Genomic DNA, 22737 nt, shown 5'->3' on the forward strand with positions numbered 1-22737 from the left:
CTAAACCGACTCTTCATCGTCGAGGTCGCCGCGGATCACGTTTCCGTCGGCGGCCTCGTCGTTTTTCCTCGTGATGCCGGGAATGAGGGTGTCGGTGGCGGGGCCCTCCGTGGTGGCCTCCCCCTTGATGACGGTGGGCGCCACGATCGACGTGGGCTTCAGCACCCGCGCCGCCCACCAGGTGATGGCTGAGCGGACGAACGGCCGGGTAAAGGGCAACAGGAGCAACAGACCGAGGACGTCCGTGAGAAGCCCGGGCACCGTCAGGAGGATGCCACCCGCCAGCACCAGGCTGGCGTCGGCCATCCGCCCGGTGGGTAACTGGCCGGAGCGAATGGCCTCGGACAGTGCCGCCCAGGCCTTCCGCCACTCCCGCTGCATCAGGTAGAAACCCAGGAACGTGGTGCCCACCATGAGGACGAGCGTCCACCAGCCGATCTCGCCGGCGACCCAGATGATGGCAGCAACTTCTGCCACCACGAGGAGCAGCAGCGCGATGGCTGTGACGCTGAGCGCCACAGCGCCGCGTCGGCCAGCCACTTAACGGTCCTTGTTGCGTCCGCGCCCGAGCAGGCCCGACGCGGTGCGGCCGAGTTGGCCGAGCCGGTGGTCGATGCCCCAGAGGGTGGTGCGGATGAGTGCTTCGACGACGATGCTGCGGTTCATCTTGGAGTCGCCGAATTCGCGCTCCACGAACTCGATGGGAACCTCGACCACCTTGAAACCATGCTTGATGGCCCGCCACACCAGATCGATCTGGAAGCAGTAGCCAGCCGACGCCACTTCGTTGAGGTTCATGCCGCGCAATGTTGTGGCGCGGTAGGCGTTGAAGCCACCCGTGGCGTCCTTGACCGGGATGCCGAGCATCAGCCTGGTCCAGAGCGAACCGCCCTTGGAGATGAGCACGCGGGACGCCGGCCAGTTGACGATCGAGCCACCGCGCACCCAGCGCGAGCCCTTCACCATGTCTGCACCGTCATTGATGGCCTGCAGGAGGCGTGGCAGTTCTTCGGGCTGGTGTGAGCCGTCCGCGTCATGGGACACAAGGACGCCGTAGCCGCGCTCCAGCCCCCACTCGAAGCCGGCGAGATAGGCGGCCCCCAGGCCCTGCTTGCCTGTGCGGTGCATCACGTGGACGTTCTCGTCGCTGCCTGCCAGCCTGTCGGCGATCTCGCCGGTGCCGTCCGGCGAGTTGTCGTCCGCGATGAGGATGTGCGCGTGCGGCACGGCCTTGCGCAGCCGGTTCGTGATGCTCTCGATGTTCTGCGACTCGTTGTACGTCGGGATGATCACGAGCACCCGGTCGAGCGCGTCAGTGCTGGTCATGTGGCTGTCCTTGGGGTGAGTTGTTCCGGGCAATGCTACCGGCCTCCGGTCCACGGCGACGGTAGGTGTAGGCCAGAGCCGCCAAGGTGACGATGAGCGCGGCCCAGGCCGGCGCGGAGCCCAGCCGGACCGGGAGGCTGATGCTGTAGCGCAGCGGGACGGTCACGATGCGGTTGGCGGCCTCGAACTCCGAGGTGAGGCCCTGCACCCGCCCCCGCGTGTCGACGAGGCCGGTGAGCGAGTTGAGCGTGGAGACGACCACCTCGCGGCCGGTCTCCATGGCCCGGACCCGGTTGATGACCAGCTGCTGGGCGGGCTGGAAGGTGCCACCGTAGGTGTTGGTGTTCGACTGGGAGACGATGATCTCTCCCCCGCCCCGCACCGCGTCGTAGCTGGTGTCGTCGTAGGCGAGTTCGAAGCAGATGATGGTGCCCACCTGGAGGTGCGGGTTCCCTGCGATGGGGGCGTCGACGACTCCCGGCCCCTCCCCCGGGACCGACTGGCGGCCGATCTGGCGCAGGATGGGCAACCTCGGCAGCAGCACGTCGCGGAACGGGATCCATTCGCCGAAGGGCACGAGATCGCGCTTGTGGTAGATGTCGCCGGGCCCGTCCAGCGGGTCCCACCAGAGGCTGGACGTCTGGCGCGTGTCCGGCTCGGGGCCGTTCATCACGGCGCCCACGAAGATCGGTACCTCGGCCAACAGCGCGGCCACCTCCACCATGCGGCGGGTCTCCGGATCCAGGATGGGGTCGACGTCCGTGGCGTTCTCCGGCCACAGCACGAAGTCCAGCGTGGGCCAGTCGCCGGTGCGGGCCTCAGCCAGCGCGAACACGGTTTCGCTCAGCGCGTTGTTGGTGACGGAGCGCGCGTACGACCCCGTCCCGTGTTCCTGCCGGTTCACGTTCGGCTGCACGACGGCGATGCTGACGGTCGTCTCGGGATCAGCGTGCGGGGTCAGGTTGAGCAGGCCGCCGACCACGAAGATGGCCAGGGCGCCTGCCAGCACCCGGACCCGGCGCTTCCTGTCCAGCGCCGCGAAGAGCAGCGAGTTGGCCACCAGGGCCACCAGATAGGACACCCCCGTGACGCCGACGAAACCCAGCCACCCGGACATCGGCTGGTCCACGACGGTGAACCCCAGCCTGGTCCAGGAGAAGCCTCCGAACGGGATCTTGCCCGACACGAACTCCATGGCCACCCAGGCGGCGGGCACCAGCAGCGGCCAGAACCGCAACCGCACCAGCCGCGACACCACCAGTGCGAGCAGCGCCCACCACAGCGACAGGAAGGCGACGAGGGCCACACCCACCCAGATGCCCAGCACCGAGACCCACGAGACCGTGAGGACGTTCATGGCCAGACCGATCAGGTAGCCGTAGCCGAAGGCCGTCCCCGGGCGGCGCGCGGCCATGAACCAGGTGAACAGCGCCAGGCCGGCGATCGTGGCTGGCCACACGCCCATGGGCGCCTGGCCGGCGCCGATCAGCAGGCCGATGCAGACGGCCACCAATGCTGAGACGCCGACGGGCAGGGCGGGTCGCGAGATCACGCGGGAAGCCTACCCCCAGTCACCCACTCCCCCGGTGTGCCACCATGGCCGGGTGAGCACCCTGATGATCTTCGACACTTCATATCTGTACTTCCGGGCGTTCTTCGGCGTCCCGGCCACCTTTCGCGCGCCGGACGGGCGCCCCGTCAATGCCGTACGGGGCACGCTCGACTTCATCTCCCGCCTGATGCAGCAGTACTCCCCCGACGAGATCGCCTGCGCCTGGGACATCAGCTGGCGGCCCGACTGGCGGGTGGAGCTCATCCCCTCGTACAAGGCCCACCGCGTCGTCGAGGTGGCGGGCGCGGAGATCGAACAGATCGACGACGACCTGACCATCCAGGTGCCCCTGATCCGAGCGGCCCTCGAGGCCACCGGCATCCCCATCATCGGCGCGGAGGACCACGAGGCCGACGACGTGCTGGCCACGCTCGCCCGCCGGCACCAGGGCACCACGCTGGTGGTCACCGGCGACCGCGACCTGTTTCAGCTCGTCGACCCGCAGACCTCCGTCGTCTACGTGGCACGCGGCGTGGCCAAGCACGAACTGGTGACACCGGAGGTGCTCGCCCAGAAGTATGGGCTCTCCGCGGACCGTTATGTCGACTTTGCGGTGTTGCGCGGCGATCCCTCCGACGGCCTTCCCGGGGTCAAAGGCATCGGCGACAAGAGCGCGGCCTCCCTGGTCAACGCCTATCCCAGCCTGGAGGCCATGGTGGAAGCAGCCGTCGAGCCGGGGTCGGGGATGTCGCCGTCCATGCGGTCCAAGCTCCTGGCCGACGTCGAGTACCTGGTGAAGGCCCGTGAGGTGGTCACCTGCGTCGACACCCTCGAGCTGCCGGCTCTCCAGAGAGGTGCCCTCAACGCCGAGCGGGCAGCTGAGCTGAGCGAGGAACTGGCTCTCGGTGGCTCGATGGAGCGTTTGGTGAAGGTGTTGTCGCCCCAGGGCTAACGGCGGGCGTGCAACAGGTAGAGCGAAGAACTGGCCGCCCAGTTCGCCGCCAGGTTCCCCAGCTTGTGGGGGTGGCCCTCGGCGTCGAGCGGGATCCGACGGTCGATGACCATGCCCAGCTTGCTGAAGAGCGGTTCGAGATCCGTCAGCGACGTGTGGTGCACGTTGGGCGTGTCGTACCACTTGAAGGGCAGGTCCTTCGACATCGGCATCCGGCCCCGCATGAGCCGGAGCCGGTTGCGCCAATGCGCGAAGTTCGGCATGGTGACGATCGAATGCAGCGCGATGCGGCCCATCTCGGTGAGGACGGCGCGGGGCCTGTGCACCGTCTGGAGGGTGCGCGACAGCACCACGAAGTCGTAGGAGTCTGAGGCGAACTCCCCCAACTGGGTGTCCAGGTCCAGTTCGATCACGTCGACGCCGCGGCGCAGGCAGTTGAGCACCCGGTCCGGGGCGACATCGACGCCGGTACCGGTGCAACCCTTGGCGTGCAGCATGGCCAGCAGATCGCCGTTGCCGCAGCCGAGGTCCAACACCCGGCTCCCCTCCGGGATCAGGGACGTGATGATGGCCAGGTCAGGCCTGAAGAGGCTGGAGGTCACGAGGTCTCCTCTGCTGCCCTGTCCAGGAACGCCCGCACCGTCGCGTGGTAGTCGGGCAGTTCGAGCAGGAACGAGTCGTGGCCCCAGGTGGATTCGATCTCCCGGAACGAGGTGGGGATCCGCGCGCCCTCGAGATGCCTCACGATGCGACGGGTGTGGGCGGTCGAGAACCGCCAGTCGCTGGTGAAGCTGATCAACAGGAACTTCACCGGATCCGCAACCAGCCGGTCGAGGGCCGAAGGATCCGCGAAGGCGTCGAAGTAGTCCATCACCCGCGTGAGATACAGGTAGCTCAGCGCATCGAAGCGGCTGAGGAACCGCTCGCCCTGGTACTCCAGGTAGCTCTCCACGGCGAAGTCGATGCCGAAGTTCGGCGACAGCTCACCGCGTTGGGCGTTGCGCCCGAACTTCTCCTGGAACGCCTCCTCCGAGAGGTAGGTGATGTGTGCCAACATGCGCGCCACGGACAGGCCGAGGTCCGGCGCGCTGCCCCGCGAGAGGAACGCGCCGTCGTGGAAGTGCGGATCTCGCATGATCGCCTGCCGTCCCACTGCGGAGAAGGCGATGTTCTGCGCGGTGAGCCGCGAGGATGCGGCGAAGATCATGGCCCGTGAGAGGTCCTCCGGGTGGTCGAGGGCCCACTGCAACACCTGCATGCCGCCGAGGGAGCCGCCGACGACGGCCGCGAACTTCGCGATGCCCAGATGGCGGGCGAGCCCCCGGTGCACCTCCACGAAGTCACCCATGTCGAGCAGCGGGAAGTCCAGCCCGTACGGTTCGCCGGTGGCCGGGTTGATCGACGCGGGACCGGTGGTGCCCTGGCAGCCGCCCAGCATGTTGGAACACACCACGAACCACTGGTCCGTGTCGATCGCCCTGCCCGGGCCGATGAGGTTGTCCCACCAGCCCGGCCTGCTGTCGCCCTCGTGGAAGCCAGCGGCATGGGCATCGCCCGTCAACGCGTGGCAGATGTAGATGGCGTTGCTGCGCTGGGCATTCAGCCTGCCGTAGGTCTCGTAGGCGACATCCACGAAGGGCAACGTGGTGCCGCTGCGGGTGGCGAAGCCGTCGTCGAAGAGGCGGGCCGAGTGGGTCTCGACCAGTCCGACGCTGCCAGGGGAAGTCACCGGCCCATTCTTACAGGAACCGGCGACCCACTGCGAGGTGTGGTCACTGTGCCTGGTGGGCGCCGACCCTTCCCGGCGACACGGGGAGCCGCTAGCCTGACGAAGACCACCCAGTTGAGGAGGACCGATGTCTGAAGATCGCCGCCCTGACCCCGCTTCGGAGTCCGTGCCCCTGGTCGACCCCCAGGCCGACGAGGTCGAGGAGATGGACGAGGAACACGCCCATTCCGCCGACGGTGCGATCCCGGAGGACAGCGTCGAGGAGACGCGTGTCCACCAGGAAAACGCACCGCGCGAACAGGTGGGCAACGAAGGCGTTTAGATCTGGTCCAGCGCCTGCGTGAGGTCGGCGATGATGTCGTCGATGTGCTCGATCCCCACCGAGAGTCGCACCATCTCAGCTGGCACGCCCGCCGCGGCCAGTTCCTCGTCGCTCAACTGCGAATGGGTGGTGGAGGCGTTGTGGATCACGAGCGACTTGGCGTCGCCGATGTTGGCCAGGTGACTGAACAACTCAAGTGATTCGACGAACTGCTGCCCTGCCGCCCGCCCGCCGGAGATGCCGAAGGAGACCAGGCCGCCGAAACCGCCCTTGAGGATGCGCAGCGCGACCTCGTGGGTGGGGCTCGACTCCAGACCCGGGTAGTTCACCCAATCCACCTTGGGGTGGTCCTCCAGGAAGCGCGCCACCTTGAGGGCGTTCTCGCTGTGGCGTTCCATCCGCAGGTGGAGCGTCTCTACGCCCTGCAGGACGAGGAACGAGTTGAACGGCGAGATGGTGGCGCCGGTGTTGCGCATGAGGACGGTGCGCGCCCTGATGATGTAGGCGAGGTTGCCCACGGCCTCCGTCCAGACCACCCCGTGGTAGGCGGCGTCCGGGCCGGTGAGCCCCGGAAAACGCTCCGCGTGCGCGTTCCAGTCGAAGTTCCCGGAGTCGATGAGGACCCCGCCCAGCGAGGTGCCGTGGCCTCCGAGGTACTTGGTGAGGGAGTGCACGGCCACGTCGACGCCGTGGTCGAACACGCGGGTCAGGTGCGGCGTCGGGACGGTGTTGTCGACGATGAACGGCAGGCCCAGCTCGTGGGCGGCGGCCGACCAGGCGTCGAGGTCGATGACGTTGAGGGCGGGGTTGCCCACGGTTTCGCCGAAGACCAGCTTGGTCTTCTCGTCGACGTGCTGAGCCAGCTCTTCCGGCTTGCCCGGGTCCACGAAGCGCGCCTCGATGCCGAACTGGGCCAGCGTGTGCGCGAAGAGGGCGAAGGTGCCGCCGTAGAGCGTGGAGAGGGCGACGATGTTGTCGCCCGAGTAGGTCAGGTTGAGCACCGCGTACGTCACTGCCGAGGCACCGGACGCCGTGACCAGTGACCCGACGCCACCCTCGAGGGCCGTGAGGCGTTGCTCGAGCACGTCGCTGGTGGGATTCATCAGCCGCGAGTAGATGTTGCCCGGCTTCCGCAGCGCGAACAGGTCTGCGGCATGCTCGGCGTCGTCGAAGACGAAGCTGGTGGTCTGGTAGATCGGGACGGCGCGGGAGTTGGTGGTGGGATCAGGGGTTTCCTGGCCGGCATGAACGGCCAAGGTTTCCGGGCGGTAGCTCATGGGTGTTCCTTCAGTCGAGGGTGTGAGCGTGAACTTACTGCCCTCTCCTCCGGCGGCGAAGGCATCCCAGTTCGCGGTCAGCGGACAGCGGCCGGTCTCCCGGAGTGGATCGCTCCTCCGCCTCCGGCCCGCGTGGTGAAGCGGATCTCACCCAGGATCGGACCTTGTTTTGCGAAAATGGCGTGTCCCGGGGCCAGGAGAGAGACGATGGCGCCATCCGGTGAACACCGGTCGGTTCTCTCCGATGCGAAGGATGTTTCAATGACGAAACACAGACCATTCCTCGGGATCCTCGCCGCCGTCGCCCTGACGTTGGGCCTGGCTGCGGGCGTGGCCCCTCAGGCGGCCGCTGAGGATCCGCCCCTGTCCCTCGAGTTGACGAGCGCCCCGGAGACGCTGGTCGGCGGCGAGGACGCGACCATGACCTTTTCCGTCGACGCACTGTCTTCCCTTGCCGTCCTGACGGTGGACGTGAGCACCGGTTGGCAGGTCTCCCCCAGCCGACAGTTGGTCGCTCCGGGAGAGACCAGCAAGTCGGTCACCCTGCGCGCGCCCATCAGCGGAGAGGGTGCCACTGTCACGGTTGGCCTCTACGCGGCCTCCGGCGACTACGCAGCGATGGCGACATACATCCCGTTGGCTCCTGCGCTCGCACCGCTCGACATAGCGGGGGTGGTGGCCTGGGACTCCGCTGAACCCGCCGAAGGCGGAACCATCCCCGGCAATGGCCTGGTGACTGCGGCGATCGACGGCGATGTCAGCACCTTCTGGCACACCCAATGGCAACCGGATGACACTCCCCACCCCCACTTCATCGTGCTTGACCTGGGATCGGTCCAGACCGTCCACTCCTTCGTCTATGTACCGCGCGGCTACTCGACCTGCGAATACCCGAACAATGCGACCGCCTGCAACGGGCAGATCGTTGACTTCGAGCTCCATGCCGGAGCCGGCACCTTCGGCGAGCGCACCGTAGCCGAACTCCAGGGCTACTCATTCGCCCAGCCGGAGGATGCGACTTACTCGCTCATCAAGGCCGATTCCTTCTCGAGCGCAGACACCGCGCCGAAGACGGTCACGTTCGACGAACCCGTCACGACACGCTATCTCAAGCTCGTGTCGCTCAGTGCCGTCCCCGACAACGCCAACGGCGCCGAGGACTACCCCGGCGGGCAACCCTGGGCGCACGCAGCGGAGTTGGAAGTCATCGGCGCACTCACCGGGTCGTCGCCAGAACTGCCAGACGTCGCGCCCACGCCGCGCGTCGTCGTCGCTCCGGCGGCGGCCTCGGCCGGAACGTCCGTGAATGTGAGTGGCGGTGGCTTCGAGGCAGAGGCATCGGTCACCGTCACGCTGGGCGGCGAACCCGTCGCGTTCGGCATGGTTGATCTGAGCGGCCTCTTCTTCACCAGCATGGTGCTGCCTGAGGACCTGCCGCTGGGAGCGGTGACGCTCACCGCCTCAGACGGTGCCAACTCGGCGTCGACGGCCGTCACTGTCGTGGACACGACGGCACCCGCCATCCAGGCCGTCGCGGCGACCTCCGGCAGGGTGGGCACCGCACTCTCCATCGCGGTGAAGGCCACCGACGACTCACTGCCGCTGACGTACTCCGCCGCGGGGCTTCCCCCTGGTGTGCGGATCAATGCGGCCACCGGGGTGATCTCCGGCACGCCCACCGTCGACGGGGTGTTCAACGTGACCGTCACCGTCCGGGATGCCCAGGAGAATGAGGCCACGGTGTCCTTCAAGGTCACGGTGGCGAAGAAGGCCGCTCCCACCCCGAGCCCCACCCCGACCCAGCCGGCGAAGTTCGTCCGCACGGCGCCGTACACCCTTGAGGGCAAGCACCTGCTCAACGGCCGCAACTGGACGACCACCTGCGAGCCGTATTCGCAGACGGAGCGGTGCCGCACCGAGATCTGGGCCACCGTGGTCAAGATGGAGGACGGGCAGTTCGTCCGCGAGTCGGGTTGGGCCTTCAACAACCTCACCTACCTGCCGTACATGACCCGTCAGGCGTGGAAGGGCAACCCCTTGGGTGATCTCGGCTCGACCACGAACGGTGTGTTCACCTCCGGTGGGCGTCAGTGGCGCACCGAGTGTGACACCGCCGCGACGGGCAGGGGCGCGTGCCGCTCCTACACGTGGACGACGGTGTACGCGGCGACGCCTAAGGCTTCGGGCGGCTACGCCTTCAGCCAGTCGAACGAGTGGGTGTTCAACAACATCGTGATGTTCGGAGCCCCCAGTTGGAGGTAACCCTGCGATGAGGTGTCGGAGCCCCCGGAGGACTTGTCCTCCGGGGGCTCGTCGCGAAATGAGCACTCACTCTTGTCATATCCGGTGAAATTGGGCCGGCTGCTTGCAGATGAACGGCCGGTGCCGTGACGATGGGGGAACAAAACCGGTTTATCAACCGGTTCGCGTCGACGAAAGAGGATGTCGTTCAATGACGAAACGCAGACCGTTCCTCGGGGTTCTGGCCGCCACCGCGCTCATCGCGGGCATGGCGGTCACCGCGGTGGCTCCACCAGCCGCCGCTGCAGACCCCGTCCAGGCCGCCCCGAACGGGTCCCCGGCTTCCATCCCGGGACTTTCGGACTGGACGCCGGGCACCGGCTCGTTCCAGTTCGCATCCGACACCACGGTCGTGGCTGGCGCCGGCGCTGAGGCTGAGGCCGCCAAGATCGCCGTAGACCTGAGCACAGCACTCGACACTGACGTGGTCACGACGACCGGCAGTGCCGGCACCGGCGACGTCGCACTGACCCTGGATGCCTCGCAGACCGATCTCGGCGATGAAGGTTACCGGATCGAGGTGGGCGAAAGCATCGCCATCACCGCCGCCACCGAGGCCGGTCTGTTCTACGGCGGGCAGACGGCCGTCCAATGGGCCGTGCTGGCCGGCACCACGTCGGCCATTCCGGCCGGAAGCAGCGTGGACATCCCGGCCTACCCCATCCGCTCGGTCGGCATCTGCGCATGCATCGTCAACATCTCCATGGAGAAGTTCGAGCAGGTCATCAAGGAGATGGCCTACTACAAGATGAACGAACTGTGGATCGAGCTCAAGGTTGAGTCCGAGGCCTACCCCGAGGCCACCTTCTGGTCGTACTACACCAACGAGCAGGCGGCCCACTTGGCCGAGTTCGCTGCGCAGCACCACGTAGAGCTGGTCCCCGAGGTCAACTCCCCAGGACACATGGGCCCGTGGCTGCAGAACCTCCCCCACCTCCAGCTCGTCAACGCCAGCGGCGTGCGTCAGCCGACGCAGCTCGACATCTCGAAGCCCGAAGCCCTCGACGTGGTCAAGAACCTCGCCTCCGAGTACATCGAGAAGTTCGGTCTGGACTGGTATCACATGGGCGCTGACGAGTACCTCCTCGGCTCCGGCTCGTTCCAGAACTATCCGCAGATCATCGCGGCTGCCCGGGAGAAGTTCGGTCCCACTGCGACGGAAAGCGACCTCGTCGTCTGGTTCATCAACCAGATCAACGCACACGTCAAGGCTGAGGGCGCGAACCTGCGCATCTGGAACGACGGCATCCCCGCCCAGGACAACCTCGTCACCCTCGACAAGGACGTCATGGTTGAATACTGGTACTCCTACGGACGCACCATGGAAAAGACGCTGAGCGACGGAAACGACATCGTCAATACCGACAGCAGCCTCTACTTCACCCGCAACGGCGCATGGGGCTCCGCCGAGGCGCGCTGGAACCAGAGTTGGACCCCCCATATCTACAACGGTCGCGCCATCGACGACTCAGCGACCACGGGCAAGATTCTGGGCGGCAAGATGGTGCTGTGGCCGGACAACGGTCCCGGCACCACCGAAAACGCCCTCTTCGCCCAAATCCACGAGACCCTGCGTTACCTCGCTCAGGCCACGTGGAGCACCGATCGGCCGGCCGCCACCTACGCGGCGTTCAAGCAGCTCGGACAGGAGCTGGGCGACGGCCCCAACACCCTGTCCGTCGACTACGCACCCCTGATCCCCGGGGACTACGCGGTTCGTGTCGGCGCCGCGTCCCTGACAGCTGGTTCCGCCGTGACCATGACCGACGCGTCCTCGACGTGGAACTTCACCTCCACCGCGGACGGCTACTACAAGATCGCCCAGGGTGATCAATGCCTCGCGATGGCCGAGGGCGACTCGCTCAACCTGAAGGCTCCTAACACCTTCGGGCAAGTGCCCACCCTGACCACCTGTACCTCGACGCCACGTGAAGCGGGCAACCTGCAGAAGTGGTGGATCCGCCAGGTCGACGGTGGTTTCACGATCGCCAACGCGATTTCCAACATGCCGCTCGTGGTGGACGGCGCCGAGGTCGCGCAGCAGGATCCCAACCACAGCGAGGCCACCGTCTTCGCCCTGGTTGGCGACGGCGTCGCCACCACGGCTGGGTCGCTCGGCCGAGTGCTCGCAGGTGTCACCGCACGCGTGCCCGTCACGATCCGCAACCTTGAGGCCGCAGCGGTCGGCAACGTCGTTGTCACCCCCGTCGTGCCTGAGGGCTGGCTGGTCGACATCGAGGAGGCTCAGGTGGGCGACCTCGCCGCTCAGGGCGAGCGTGACCTGACCTTCCGCATCACCCCGAACGCCGGCCCCTCCGGCGCCGAGGTGTTGGAGTTCGTGACCTCGTGGACCGACAGCAGCGGTGAGGAGCGGCAACGCACCACCAGCGTGCCGCTCAACTTCTCGTGCACGGCCAACGTCACGTCGCCCAGCGAGGTGGTGCGGGTCTCGAGTGAGCAGAATGACTCTTCTGAGCGAGCGCCTGCTGTCAATGTCATCGACGGCAACGGCAACACGTTCTGGCACACGCAGTGGAACGGCGTCGAACCCGCCCATCCGCATCAGCTGGTCGTCGGCATGGCGAACGCAGCAGACATCTGTGCGGTGACGCTCACCCCCCGCCAGGGCGTCTCATCCGGGGCGGTCAACGGCCAGATCAAGGGATTCGAGATCTACGCCACCAACGACCGCGCCGTCGCCACCACGACCACTGGCACTCCCGGCGCGGTGCCCGCAGGTTGGACGAAGGTTGCGGAGGGTGAGCTGCCCGCCGGCCAGTCGCCGCAGTGGATCCCCTTCACCGAAATGGTTCGGGCCCAGTACCTCCTGCTGGTGTCGAAGTCGGCGCAGAACCCGGCCCATCCTTGGACGACGCTGGGTGAATTCTCGGTCGATGTCGCAGGCGCGGACACCAACGCGCCGGTCGTCATGGTGGACTCCGCCACCGTGGAGAGCGGCAAGCCCCTGTCGCTGGCGGTCAGGGTCGCGGACGCCTCTCCGGTCACCTTCGCCGCCACCGGGCTGCCGACCGGGCTCCAGATCGATGGCGACGGCCTCATTTCGGGTACGACGACCACCGCCGCAGGTGCGTATCCCGTCCAGGTCACCGTGACTGACGCTCAGGGTCTGAGCACCACGGTGGAGCTGACGCTCACGGTCACCCCGAAGGCGTCTCCTTCGCCGTCACCGACACCCTCCGCGTCGCCGTCGCCGTCACCGACACCGACCCGGCCCTCCCCTCGGCCGACACGGACGGCAACGCCGCCCGGCGGCAAGTTCATCCGCACGGCCCCGTACACGCTGCCGGGCGCACATACGTTCAACGGTCGTCAGTGGAACACGTCGTGTGAGCCGTACTCACAGACGGAGCGTTGCCGCACGGAGATCTGGGCGACAGTGGTGAAGATGGAAAACGGCCAGTTCGTGCGGGAGTCGGGTTGGGCGTTCAACAACCTGACCTACCTGCCGTACATGACCCGTGAGTCGTGGAAGGGCAACCCCCTGGGTGATCCGAGCTCGACCACTGCTGGCGTGTTCACCTCTGGTGGGCGTCAGTGGAAGACCGAGTGCGACACGGCCGCCACCGGTCGGGGCGCGTGCCGTTCCTACACGATGACGACGGTGTACGCCGCAACTGCGAAGCAGTCGGGCGGCTACGCCTTCTCGCAGAGCAATGACTGGGTGTTCAACAACATCGTGATGTTCGGTTCGCCCGCGCAGCTGTAACGGCCAGTCTCTCCCGAGAGTTGGGCCCCCGGTCGTTTCCTCGGCCGGGGGCCTCCTCATGCCGTCCACTCCCCTCAGCTGTGGGTGGGGTCGGCCTCCGCCAGAAGAACGCGCGCCAGGTCATCGGGGCGGCTGGCCTGCGGCCAGTGGCCGGATTCCAACTCCACGTACGAAAGGTGCCGAACCTTGGGCAGCTCCGACACGGGCGCGAAGCCCTGCGAAATCCAGTCGCGCACATCGGCCTCCGAGAACTCCGGGCACACCATGACGACGGGCACGTCGTAGCGCTTCGGGTTGCCCAGCGACTGCGTGCCGAGGGCGTAATCGGCAGGGGCTGGAGACATGTGGCCCTCGAGCCAGGCCCGGTCCCCCTCGCTGAGGTCGGCGATGTCCGGGCCGTCGAATGGTTGCCAGCCGGGGAAGGGCAGGACGCCGTCGTCGTTGGTCTCGAAGCCGTCCAACAGCATCATGCCGTCCGGGATGGGGAAACCTCCCAGCAACAGCACCCTGGCCGTGCGGCCAGGCCGGCGATCAGCTGCGGCCCAGGCGGCGGCGCACGCGGCTGAGTGACCGACGAGCATGGCGGGACCGCTGGCGCTGTCGATCTCCGTGACGATGGCCGCGACGAGGTCGGCGTAGGTGACGTGGCGGGGGTCCGCACCATCGTGGCCTGGCGGTGTGATGGTGCTCACGCGGTGACCGGCCTTCAGCAGGGCGGGGGTGACGCGCTCCCACGAGGAGCCGTCCAGCCAGAGTCCGGGAATGAGAATGATGTCCATGGGGAGCTCCATCGGGTTCGGTGACCTGCTAGCTCCAGCCTAAGGTGCTGGCACCATGGTCGACATGGTCAAGGTGAAGGTCATCCGGGGAGATATCACGCAACAGGACGTCGACGCGGTGGTCAACGCCGCCAACAACCGCATGCGGGGCGGTGGCGGGGTCGACGGTGCGATTCACCGCGCGGGCGGCCCGGCGGTCCTCGAGGAATGCATCACACGGTTTCCGCACGGCCTGGCCACGGGCGACGCCGGCTGGACCACCGCTGGCGACATGCCGGCCCGCTGGGTGATCCACACCGTCGGTCCCAACTACGCCGCGGGCGAGCGCGACCGGGGGTTGTTGGTCTCCTGTTATCAGCGCTCGCTGGAGGTGGCCGAGGAACTGGGAGCCCGGAGTGTCGCCTTTCCGTTGATCAGCGCGGGCATCTACGGCTGGCCCAAGGATGATGCGATCGCGGCCGCCGTCGAGTCCGTCAACGGGGCTGACACCGCCGTCGGAGAGGTTCGGTTGGTGGCCTTCGACGAGGCCACCTTCGCGCAGCTCGAGCGGGCAGTCGCGGAGGCTCAGTAGCTCTCGGACTCGAGGATCCGCCAGACCTCGGCCTGGACGCCTGAGTACTCCAGGGTGGAGGAACTCGGGTCCCACAGCAGCTTCATCTGCGCCTCGTCCGGAGTCCGGTTGCCCTTCCGACCGTTGCAGAGCGAGCACGCCGCCACCAGGTTGCCCCACGTCCATCCGCCGCCGCGGGACGCAGGGTGCACGTGATCGACGGTGAGCGCATGCCCGCCGCAGTATGCACACGTCCACCCGTCGCGGCGCAGGATCTCCAGCCGGGTGGCGCGCTGGTGCAGTTCAGGCCTCTTGCGCCACGGAATGTCGATCCAGTAATTGAGCCGCACGATGATGGGCCAGGACATGTCGACGGTCCCGCCTGCGGAACGGACGCGTTTGGTGGGATGCACCTTGAAGGGAGAGTAGGTGCCCTCCAGGATGCCGATCACGGCCGAGGTCCATTCCACCTCCCCCTTGACGTCGTAGTCGAGCCCCACGACGAAGGCCGTGCGGAAGTGTTCATCGAGCTGGCAGGCGGCGATGTAGCGGTGCGGCTGATGCCTCAGACGAAGTCCCATGCGACACGGTTCCTTTCATGTGGGTTGCAGGTGGAATGAAAAGAGGCCCCAGGGACAGGAATCCCTCGGGGCCTCGGATGCACGGCGCGCACGCCTCGCACATCGCTCACGGTCGTATCGCCTCTCGGCCGGCCGCTATCCCCGGGTGCGCGCTGTGGCGCCGGTGACGGGCGTGCACGGTGTGGATCATTCGGGGCGACCTCTCCTGTGAGTGTGCAGCATAAAAATAACAGCCTCTACCCCATTCCCGGTCGTCTTCGGCGCAGGAATCATGCACCCGTAGCCACAAATTCACCTGATCGTCACCCTCGAAGGAGATGTCCGACGCCGCTCGGTTCTGGTCCGTCGGGGTGAGGTGCTTCCGCCGAGCAGCGATTAGCGTCGGTTGGAAGGAGAAATCCCCCTGAGTGAAAGGTGACCATCATGGCCGACAAGACCCTGGACAACCTGTTCTTCGACACGCTCCGCGACATGTACTACGCCGAGCGCCACATCGCCAAGACGCTGCCGAAGCTGGCCGACAGCGCCGTTTCGGACAAGTTGACCGAGGCCTTCCTGACCCACCAGAAGGAGACCGAGCAGCAGATCGCCCGGCTGGAAAAGGTTTTCAAGATGATCGACCGGCAGCCCACGTCCAAGCGCTGCGAGGCGATTGACGGTCTCATCGCCGAGGGCGACGGAATCATGGAGGATTTCAAGGAGAGCCCGGCCCTCGATGCTGGCCTCATCTCGTCGGCCCAGGCCGTCGAGCACTATGAGATCGCCCGATACGGCACCCTCCGTCGCTGGGCCTCGATGCTCGGGCTGAACGACGGCGCGTCGCTCCTCAGCGAGTCGCTCGACGAGGAGTCGCGCACCGACGAGCTCCTCACCAAGTTGGCCGAGGGCGAGGCCAACGCCCGCGCTAAGAGCGGGAAGAGCTGATCCACCTCTGGTCATCGGCCATGGGGCACCCGCGAGACGGGCGCCCCATGGCCGTTGCGCATGCCCGAAACGATGAGCAGGGCGGGCAGTGGCGGCCAGGGTGAGTGCCGCGACCATGCTCATCGCCACCAGGCCCGAACGCACGCAGGGGTTGGGCAACTGCTAGCGTTCGACAAACCGGATCGCAGTGCGGCGCCTCCGAGTGGACGAGCGGTATAGGGGTTGTCGGATGAAGGATCGGCTACGCGAGGGCGTCAAGGTCACCGTCTGGATCGCGCTGGGGGTCGCGGTCGCCTTTGTCGGAGTCCAGGTGTGGAACAGCTACACGCAATCGGCGCTGGACACCCGATCTGAAGTCCTCAGCAGCCAGGTCATCAACGCCATCTCCCGGGAGGAACAGGTGTCACTCCTGAGCCTGGGTATCCAGGGCATCGCTGAGAAGAACGAGCGTCGGACCATCTTCGGGATCGATGTACCCGGCAGTGAGCGGGCGCTGTTCCTGCAGTACAACTTCAACGCCAAACTCGGTATCGACGGCGGCGACGTCCGGATCGAGAAGACCAGCGAGGACAGTTTCACCGTCTCCATTCCGGAGTTCATCTTCATCGGTCACAACGATGCGAACTTCAAGCTGGTGACCGAGAATAACGGTGTGCTGAGCTGGGTCACCCCGGAGATTGACGCGGTGGAGATGACGAACCAGATCCTCAACGACGAGGCGCAGAGCCAGTACATCGACGCCAACGAGGACCTCCTCAGGGACCAGGCCGAGGCTTTCTACGAGGGGATCATCACGGCCATCGACCCGTCGTTGGAGGTCGAGTTCGAGTACGCCTCCGGCCGCTAGGTCACGGCGGATCGCCTGCCCTGACCGATCTGCGCTGTTAGCGTGGAGGCCAGAGCAACTCGGCGCGTCCACAGCCGGTGACTCCCGGCGCGCGCCGGAAGGAGGACGACATGTTGACCATCGAAGCCATGCTCGACACCTACCCCCAGGAACTCGCGAGCGTCGACGGGGAGAAGTTGGTTGAGTGCATCCGGGCCTGTCTTGAGTGCAGTCAGACGTGCGCGGCCTGCGCTGACGCCTGCCTGGCCGAGGACATGGTGGCCGAACTCAGGCAGTGCATCCGGACGAACCTGGACTGTGCCGACATCTGCGCGACGACAGCGGCGGTCCTGTCCCGCCAGACGGCCCGCAACACCGAGGTGATCCGAGCCCTGCTCGACGCCTGTGAAGCGGTCTGCCGGGCCTGCGCTGACGAGTGCGAGAAGCACGCCTCGATGCACGAGCACTGCCGCGTCTGCGCGGAGTCGTGCCGTCGCTGCGAACAGGCCTGCGCGGACCTCCTCGCCACCCTCTGATCCCTCTCTGCCACGCCCCCCCCGGACAGCGTCTGCTGTTCGAGGGCGTGCGTGCGCTCTGGCTCTGGCGCCCTCATCCCGACGTCGACGGGTTGCCGCTGCGGCGGGCGACCCGGAAGAGCTTCACGCCCACCCAGGCGAACCAGATCGGCAACAGGAGGCCGTAGACGAGGTAGGCGGAGCCGATCATGGGGCGCAGGGCCTCGCTGAGGACACCTATCGCCCCGGCTGCCATGCCGACGACGGACAAGGCCCGGCCCCACTGCCCCTGCCACACCACGACGGACAACACCAGGATCGCGCCGGCGGTCAGGATGCCCGCCCAGGACACGGCGTTCGTCGCGGCGATCAACGCCTCTGCCGCCGCCACCAGCGCGGCCCGCTCGCCTTGATCCGCGCCGGCGTAGGCGTCGCTCAGCACGACCATGCCCCCATGCAGGGACTGCGGGCTGCTGCCCAAGGCCAAGGCGATGGTCTCCGACACGATCCCGAGGAGGCCGCCGATCAGAGACAGGGTCTTGTTGACGGTGGACAGCGCGACGCCCAATGCGGCGAACACCAGGAGCGCAGGCACCGCCAAGCCGACGAAAGACACCAGCTCGACCAGATAGACGGCCTTGTGCTCGGCGATGTACTCCAGAAGAGGCCGCCCCTGGCTGGGCGGCAAGGGCGCCACGAAGACGAGGACGATGGGGACCAGCACCAACACCACGAACAGCAGTGCCGCGTAACCGCCGATGCTGTACAGGGGGCGCCAGGACAGGTCGACGCTGGCTGTCCCGGAGGGTGGGGTCGGCTTCTCAATTGCCCCTGTCAGGAGGGCTTTTTCAAGCGTAGGTTCCGCTGTCGCGGACGACGGTCTGGGTCTTTCCATGGTGGACTCCCATATGAGGGCGTCATTGCCCTTCACTCCACATTCTAGAACTCGGGTGAGCCTCCGAAGCAAGGGGCGGCAGGTGCCAACTCGGCATCGACGCGGTCGCCGTTGGCCCCCTCCGTGGCTAGCCTCAGGGGATGTCGAACGTCACGCACACGGCGCTCAACCGCTCCGTCACCACCCCCGCACTGTTCGCGTTCATCCTCGGGGACGTCCTCGGAGCAGGGGTCTACGTTCTCGTCGGCGTCATCGCGGCCGCTTCCGGCGGGGCGGTCTGGGTGCCGCTCCTGGTTGCGCTGGTCATGGCGTTGCTGACCGCCGGATCCTACGCCGAGCTGGCCACCAAGTACCCTCGGGCGGGCGGATCTTCCCACTACACGAACCGGGCTTTCGGCCCGTTCGCGGGCTTCCTCATCGGCTACTGCATGCTCGCGGCGGGGATCGTCTCGGTCGGTGCACTGGCGCTGGGCTTCGCCGGCGACTATCTCGGCGAGTTCCTGACGCTGCCGGTGCCCGTGACCGTCATCGTGTTCCTTGGGCTGCTCGCCGCCCTGAACGCGTTCGGCATCAAGGAGTCCCTGTTCGCGAATATCCTCGCCACCATCATCGAGGTGGGCGGCCTGGTGCTGGTGGTTGTCCTGGGATTCATGGTCATCGCCCGCGGTGATGCGGACCCGTCGAGACTCACTCAGCTCGGCACCGCCGAGAACGGCCCGCTCGCTGCTGTTCTCGCAGGAACGGTGCTGGCGTACTACTCGTACGTGGGTTTCGAGACGTCCGTCAACGTCGCCGAAGAGACCAAGGATCCCGCGCGCTCCTACCCGCGGGCACTGTTCGGGGCGTTGCTGGTGGCGGGCCTCGTGTACGTGGGCGTCGGCATCGCTGCCAGTGCGATCGTGCCCACCGACGAGCTCGCCGCGTCGACCGGCCCTCTGCTTGAGGTGGTGCGCGCTGCGGGCGGGGTTCCGCCGGTGCTGTTCTCGGTGATCGCTCTGGTCGCCGTCGCGAACGGCGCGTTGCTGACCGGCATCATGAGTTCGCGGTTGGCCTACGGCATGAGCCGCGACAGGTTGTTGCCGTCGTTCCTGTCGAAGGTGCTTCCCGGCCGGAAGACGCCGTGGCTCGCCATCGTCGTCACCACAGGATTGTCGGTGGTGTTGGCGCTGCTCGGTTCCATCGAGGTGCTGGCCTCGACGCTGGTGTTGTTGTTGCTGGTGGTGTTCACAGCCGTCAACGCGGCGGTCCTGGTGCTGCGCAAGGACGCGGTGGCGCACAAGCACTACCGCGTGCCGCGCGTGCTGCCAGTCCTGGGCATAGCCAGTTGCGTCATGCTCGCCACACAGGTGGAGGGAGAGACATGGTTGTTCGGCCTCCCCATGCTCGCCCTCGGTGGGCTGCTGGCCCTCTTCGCGCGGAGGAACGTGCGTGCGACCGCTCGTGCCGAGGCCTGACAGCCACTCACGCGTGGCTCCGCACGGCAGCTAAGCGTGCTGCCGCAACTTCCAGAAGCTGTCCTTACGGACGATGAGCCCCTCGTCGTCGAACGTCCAGAGGTCACAACCCCGCACCTCGATGCGCTCACCCGACACGGTTGTGCTCGTGATCGTCCATTCGGAGGCGCCCCGATGGCCGGCGACGAAATGGCTGCCGCCGGTGTACCGCACATCAGGAATGCCTTCGAAGCGCGCTGCGAGGCCGCGCCGGACCTCGTCGCGTCCGACGAACCGACTCCCCCAGGGATCCTCTCCACGGGGCGACTCGAAGACGCAGTCCTCTGCGAAGTGGCCCATGATGGCGTCGAGATCGTGCCTGTTGAACGCGTCGAGAACCTCATGCAACGCCGCCACCTGTGACTCGTGGGACACGGCGCCTCCCTACTTCCATGTGATCGCCTGAGTCGCGATCTGTTTCTTCAAGGGTCCGCCGCTACCAGCCATTGCGCCACACCGCGTGATCCGCGGATCGCGCGGGGCAATCCGACGCGAATCATGTGGTCGCAGTACCGTTGGACGGTGCCCGCACGCCACAAGCTCTCAGCCGCACGACGGTCGGCGGCCAACCGAGCACGCTATGCGAAGAGACGACAGCGCAGGTTCGACCGCGTCGACAACGACCTCACTCCCGCCCAGTGGGCCGATCTCGTCGACGCCTGGGGAGGCTGTGCCTATTGCGGGAAGCACGGAGTGCCGCTGCAGCGAGACTGCATCCACCCGATCTCACGCGGCGGCCGCTATACGCTCGACAACGTGGTCCCGGCGTGCGGATCCTGCAACGCGAGCAAACACAACAGTGAAGTGACGAGTTGGCTCAGGCGGAAGAAGTACGACGAGCGCACATTCCTGCTCCGGCTCGCAACGATCCGCGTCGCGCTCCTTGCCGAACCCACGCCCGTACCGCCGCCTTCAGAAATGCCGGAGTAGTACTTTCGCACGGGCTCTGACCACACCGCGGGCGGGGCCTTACCGGGGTGGGCGCACCTTGGCGGGCTCAGGTCCAACGGTGGCCGATCGCGCCTGTCCTCTTCACACGCCCGGCGTGCTTGGCCCTGTGAGCAACAGGCACGTAAAAGGGCCTTGTCCACCGGATTTCCGGTCTGACAAGGCCCTTTGCTGGTCGGGCTGACAGGATTTGAACCTGCGACCCCTTGACCCCCAGTCAAGTGCGCTACCAAGCTGCGCTACAGCCCGCCCGCTGCCGTGAGGCAACTCGGATAGCTTAGCGCCTCTCGCCGCGGTGCGCACATCGAGGCCGACCCGTACCGGAAATGCGCCGACTGGTTGACCAATTCCCCGGCGCGACATACGGGGCGGGGTATAGAATCGTGAGCATTCCTACTCATGGAGGTCTCAATGAAGAGGCTGCTCATCCTCGGTGGGGGCACCGCGGGCACGATGGTGGCCAACAAGCTGCGCGCCGTCCATCCGCCAGAGGAGCTCTCCATCACGGTGATCGACCGCGACAACGATCACCACTACCAGCCGGGCTACCTGTTCCTGCCGTTCGGCATCTACACCCCGGACAAGATCGTGGAGCCGCGCCGCCGGTACCTGCCACGCGACGTGGATCTCGTCCTCGGCGAGATCGACCACATTGCCATCGACAGCAGGACTGTGCTCCTCGCCGACGGTCGCGAACTGCCGTGGGACACCCTCGTCATCGCCACGGGCGTTCAGCCGAGACCGGACCTCACGCCCGGGGCGGACAGCCCTGACGTCCACCACTTCTACGATCTGCCCGCCTCCATCGCCCTGCGCGACGCCATGCGGGATTTCAGAGGCGGCCGCCTCGTCATCCACCTCACCGACATGCCCATCAAGTGCCCCGTCGCGCCGCTCGAGTTCACCTTCCTGGCCGACGGCTTCTTCCGGGACCGGAAGTCGCGACACAAGGTGGAGATCGTCTACGTGACCCCGCTCGACGGGGCGTTCACCAAGCCGGTCGCCTCCAGGGAGCTTGGGTCGATGTTCGCCGAACGCGACATCGCGTTGGAGACGGACTTCGCCGTCGAACGCGTCGACACCGACGCGAAGGAACTGGTCTCCTACGACGACCGGCGGATCCCCTACGACCTGTTGGTGTCCATCCCCCTGAATCTCGGCCCGGAGTACATCTCGCGTTCAGGCCTGGGGGACGAGCTCAACCTCGTGCCCTGCGACCAGCAGACCATGCGGGCGGATGCCCATCCGGACATCTTCGTGCTGGGCGACGGCGGCACCCTGCCGACATCGAAGGCCGGGTCGGTCGCGCATTTCTCGGTCGACGTGTTCATGGACAACTGGCCGCACTACCTGAAGGGCGAGCCCCTCCCCCACTCTTTCGACGGTCACGCGAACTGTTTCATCGAGACGGGCCACGGCAGGGGCATGTTGCTGGACTTCAACTACCAGACGCAGCCCTACACCGGCACCTTCCCCCTCCCGGTGGTCGGGCCGATGCGGCTGCTCGGCGAGTCGCGCTCGAACCACCTGGCCAAGCTCGCCTTCAGATGGGTCTACTGGCAGCTGCTCCTCAAGGGCCGGCCGCTGCCGTTCACCACGGACATGATGCTGCTCGGCAAGCGCCTCGAAGGCGACTCCGCCGGGCTCACCCTCACTCAGTGGGCACGCAAGAAGCTGCCCCTCGGCACCCGGAGTTGAAGGAGAATCCCGTGCCACGCACACGCATCGACGGCGGCCGCGTCATTGACGTCAACGACGAGGGCTTCCTCACAGACTACGAACAGTGGGACGACGACCTCGCCCGCGTCCTGGCAGGGTACGCCGGCCTCGACGCACTGACCGACGACCACTGGAAGGTGCTGCGCTTCCTGCGCAGCGACTACCCGGAGCGGCAGGAGACGGCGACCCTGCGCCGCACGTCGGTGGTCGGTGGCTTCGACATGAAGGAGCTGTTCCGTCTCTTCCCCGGCAAGCCGGCCAAGAAGATGTCCTATATCGCCGGGCTCCCCAAGCCCAAGGGCTGCGTCTAGAGAGGCCGTG

Annotated in this window: 22 protein-coding genes and 1 tRNA gene; 12 read left to right on the top strand and 11 right to left on the bottom strand. The window is 66.7% G+C overall.

Annotated elements, in window-relative coordinates; translation table 11 throughout:
- The 3 genes from ACZK4S_RS08575 to lnt are packed head-to-tail and all read right to left on the bottom strand — an operon-like array spanning position 1 to position 2878.
- A complete protein-coding gene (locus ACZK4S_RS08575; protein ID WP_463643980.1) occupies positions 1-540 on the bottom strand; it encodes an FxsA family protein in 540 nt (179 codons plus the stop codon).
- On the bottom strand, positions 541-1326 hold the full coding sequence (locus tag ACZK4S_RS08580; protein WP_076058864.1) for a polyprenol monophosphomannose synthase: 786 nt from the start codon (positions 1324-1326) through the stop codon (positions 541-543).
- Positions 1313-2878 (bottom strand): apolipoprotein N-acyltransferase, encoded by a 1566-nt coding sequence (gene lnt / locus ACZK4S_RS08585; protein WP_463643981.1) that lies wholly within the window; start codon positions 2876-2878, stop codon positions 1313-1315. Before lnt ends, ACZK4S_RS08580 begins: the two co-directional genes overlap by 14 nt.
- Positions 2879-2930: 52 nt before the next feature.
- On the opposite strand from lnt, the gene ACZK4S_RS08590 reads away from it, so the two are divergent.
- A complete protein-coding gene (locus ACZK4S_RS08590) occupies positions 2931-3830 on the top strand; it encodes a 5'-3' exonuclease (RefSeq protein WP_463643982.1) in 900 nt (299 codons plus the stop codon).
- Here ACZK4S_RS08590 and metW read toward each other — a convergent pair.
- Entirely contained in the window at positions 3827-4432 is a 606-nt protein-coding gene (gene metW / locus ACZK4S_RS08595; protein WP_076058869.1) for a methionine biosynthesis protein MetW, read from the bottom strand. The two genes, ACZK4S_RS08590 and metW, sit on opposite strands and share 4 nt — an antisense overlap.
- On the bottom strand, positions 4429-5559 hold the full coding sequence (gene metX / locus ACZK4S_RS08600; protein WP_463643983.1) for a homoserine O-acetyltransferase MetX: 1131 nt from the start codon (positions 5557-5559) through the stop codon (positions 4429-4431). The genes metW and metX overlap by 4 nt, the downstream gene beginning before the upstream one ends.
- A 127-nt stretch (positions 5560-5686) precedes the next feature.
- Between metX and ACZK4S_RS08605 the strand changes: the two genes are divergently transcribed.
- Positions 5687-5881 (top strand): hypothetical protein, encoded by a 195-nt coding sequence (locus ACZK4S_RS08605; RefSeq protein WP_182764652.1) that lies wholly within the window; start codon positions 5687-5689, stop codon positions 5879-5881.
- Here the strand turns inward: ACZK4S_RS08605 and ACZK4S_RS08610 are convergent.
- Entirely contained in the window at positions 5878-7158 is a 1281-nt protein-coding gene (locus ACZK4S_RS08610) for an O-acetylhomoserine aminocarboxypropyltransferase/cysteine synthase family protein (RefSeq protein ID WP_463643984.1), read from the bottom strand. The genes ACZK4S_RS08605 and ACZK4S_RS08610 overlap by 4 nt on opposite strands.
- Positions 7159-7419: 261 nt before the next feature.
- Here ACZK4S_RS08610 and ACZK4S_RS08615 point away from each other — a divergent pair, with 261 nt between their 5' ends.
- Positions 7420-9420, top strand: coding sequence for a putative Ig domain-containing protein (locus ACZK4S_RS08615; protein ID WP_463643985.1), 2001 nt, complete (start codon positions 7420-7422; stop codon positions 9418-9420).
- Positions 9421-9610: 190 nt separating this feature from the next.
- On the top strand, positions 9611-13186 hold the full coding sequence (locus ACZK4S_RS08620; protein ID WP_463643986.1) for a family 20 glycosylhydrolase: 3576 nt from the start codon (positions 9611-9613) through the stop codon (positions 13184-13186).
- A 74-nt stretch (positions 13187-13260) separates the two neighbouring features.
- On the opposite strand, the gene ACZK4S_RS08625 is transcribed toward ACZK4S_RS08620, so the two are convergent.
- The gene (locus ACZK4S_RS08625; RefSeq protein ID WP_076058884.1) at positions 13261-13965 is read right to left on the bottom strand and encodes an alpha/beta fold hydrolase; all 705 of its coding nucleotides are present in this window, start codon (positions 13963-13965) and stop codon (positions 13261-13263) included.
- A 64-nt stretch (positions 13966-14029) separates the two neighbouring features.
- Between ACZK4S_RS08625 and ACZK4S_RS08630 the strand changes: the two genes are divergently transcribed.
- Positions 14030-14536 carry an O-acetyl-ADP-ribose deacetylase gene (locus ACZK4S_RS08630; RefSeq protein ID WP_076059500.1) on the top strand — a complete coding sequence of 169 codons (507 nt, stop codon included), beginning with the start codon at positions 14030-14032 and terminating at the stop codon, positions 14534-14536.
- Here the strand turns inward: ACZK4S_RS08630 and ACZK4S_RS08635 are convergent.
- Entirely contained in the window at positions 14530-15096 is a 567-nt protein-coding gene (locus ACZK4S_RS08635; RefSeq protein ID WP_076058886.1) for an HNH endonuclease, read from the bottom strand. The genes ACZK4S_RS08630 and ACZK4S_RS08635 overlap by 7 nt on opposite strands.
- A 423-nt stretch (positions 15097-15519) precedes the next feature.
- On the opposite strand from ACZK4S_RS08635, the gene ACZK4S_RS08640 reads away from it, so the two are divergent.
- From ACZK4S_RS08640 to ACZK4S_RS08650, 3 genes are all read left to right on the top strand, one after another.
- Positions 15520-16020 carry a YciE/YciF ferroxidase family protein gene (locus ACZK4S_RS08640; protein WP_076059502.1) on the top strand — a complete coding sequence of 167 codons (501 nt, stop codon included), beginning with the start codon at positions 15520-15522 and terminating at the stop codon, positions 16018-16020.
- A 229-nt stretch (positions 16021-16249) separates the two neighbouring features.
- The gene (locus tag ACZK4S_RS08645) at positions 16250-16867 is read left to right on the top strand and encodes a hypothetical protein (protein ID WP_463643987.1); all 618 of its coding nucleotides are present in this window, start codon (positions 16250-16252) and stop codon (positions 16865-16867) included.
- A gap of 110 nt (positions 16868-16977) precedes the next feature.
- A complete protein-coding gene (locus tag ACZK4S_RS08650) occupies positions 16978-17382 on the top strand; it encodes a four-helix bundle copper-binding protein (protein ID WP_463643988.1) in 405 nt (134 codons plus the stop codon).
- Positions 17383-17455: 73 nt separating this feature from the next.
- Here ACZK4S_RS08650 and ACZK4S_RS08655 read toward each other — a convergent pair whose 3' ends face one another.
- Positions 17456-18256 carry a hypothetical protein gene (locus tag ACZK4S_RS08655; protein WP_463643989.1) on the bottom strand — a complete coding sequence of 267 codons (801 nt, stop codon included), beginning with the start codon at positions 18254-18256 and terminating at the stop codon, positions 17456-17458.
- Between the two features lie 140 nt (positions 18257-18396).
- Between ACZK4S_RS08655 and ACZK4S_RS08660 the strand changes: the two genes are divergently transcribed.
- The gene (locus ACZK4S_RS08660) at positions 18397-19710 is read left to right on the top strand and encodes an APC family permease (RefSeq protein ID WP_463643990.1); all 1314 of its coding nucleotides are present in this window, start codon (positions 18397-18399) and stop codon (positions 19708-19710) included.
- A 30-nt stretch (positions 19711-19740) separates the two neighbouring features.
- Here the strand turns inward: ACZK4S_RS08660 and ACZK4S_RS08665 are convergent, their stop codons facing one another.
- The gene (locus tag ACZK4S_RS08665) at positions 19741-20124 is read right to left on the bottom strand and encodes a nuclear transport factor 2 family protein (RefSeq protein ID WP_463643991.1); all 384 of its coding nucleotides are present in this window, start codon (positions 20122-20124) and stop codon (positions 19741-19743) included.
- Positions 20125-20271: 147 nt separating this feature from the next.
- Here ACZK4S_RS08665 and ACZK4S_RS08670 point away from each other — a divergent pair, with 147 nt between their 5' ends.
- Positions 20272-20679, top strand: coding sequence for an HNH endonuclease (locus ACZK4S_RS08670; protein ID WP_463643992.1), 408 nt, complete (start codon positions 20272-20274; stop codon positions 20677-20679).
- Between the two features lie 190 nt (positions 20680-20869).
- On the opposite strand, the gene ACZK4S_RS08675 is transcribed toward ACZK4S_RS08670, so the two are convergent.
- Positions 20870-20946, bottom strand: a tRNA-Pro gene (locus tag ACZK4S_RS08675).
- A gap of 162 nt (positions 20947-21108) precedes the next feature.
- Between ACZK4S_RS08675 and sqr the strand changes: the two genes are divergently transcribed.
- Both sqr and ACZK4S_RS08685 read left to right on the top strand, forming a co-directional pair.
- Positions 21109-22395, top strand: a complete 1287-nt coding sequence (gene sqr / locus ACZK4S_RS08680; protein WP_463643993.1) for a type III sulfide quinone reductase, selenoprotein subtype — start codon at positions 21109-21111, stop codon at positions 22393-22395.
- A gap of 11 nt (positions 22396-22406) precedes the next feature.
- Positions 22407-22727: a TusE/DsrC/DsvC family sulfur relay protein gene (locus tag ACZK4S_RS08685; protein ID WP_076058898.1), complete on the top strand. Its 321-nt coding sequence runs from the start codon at positions 22407-22409 to the stop codon at positions 22725-22727.
- Positions 22728-22737 lie beyond the last annotated feature (10 nt).

The organism is Tessaracoccus zhenghani (assembly GCF_055326325.1).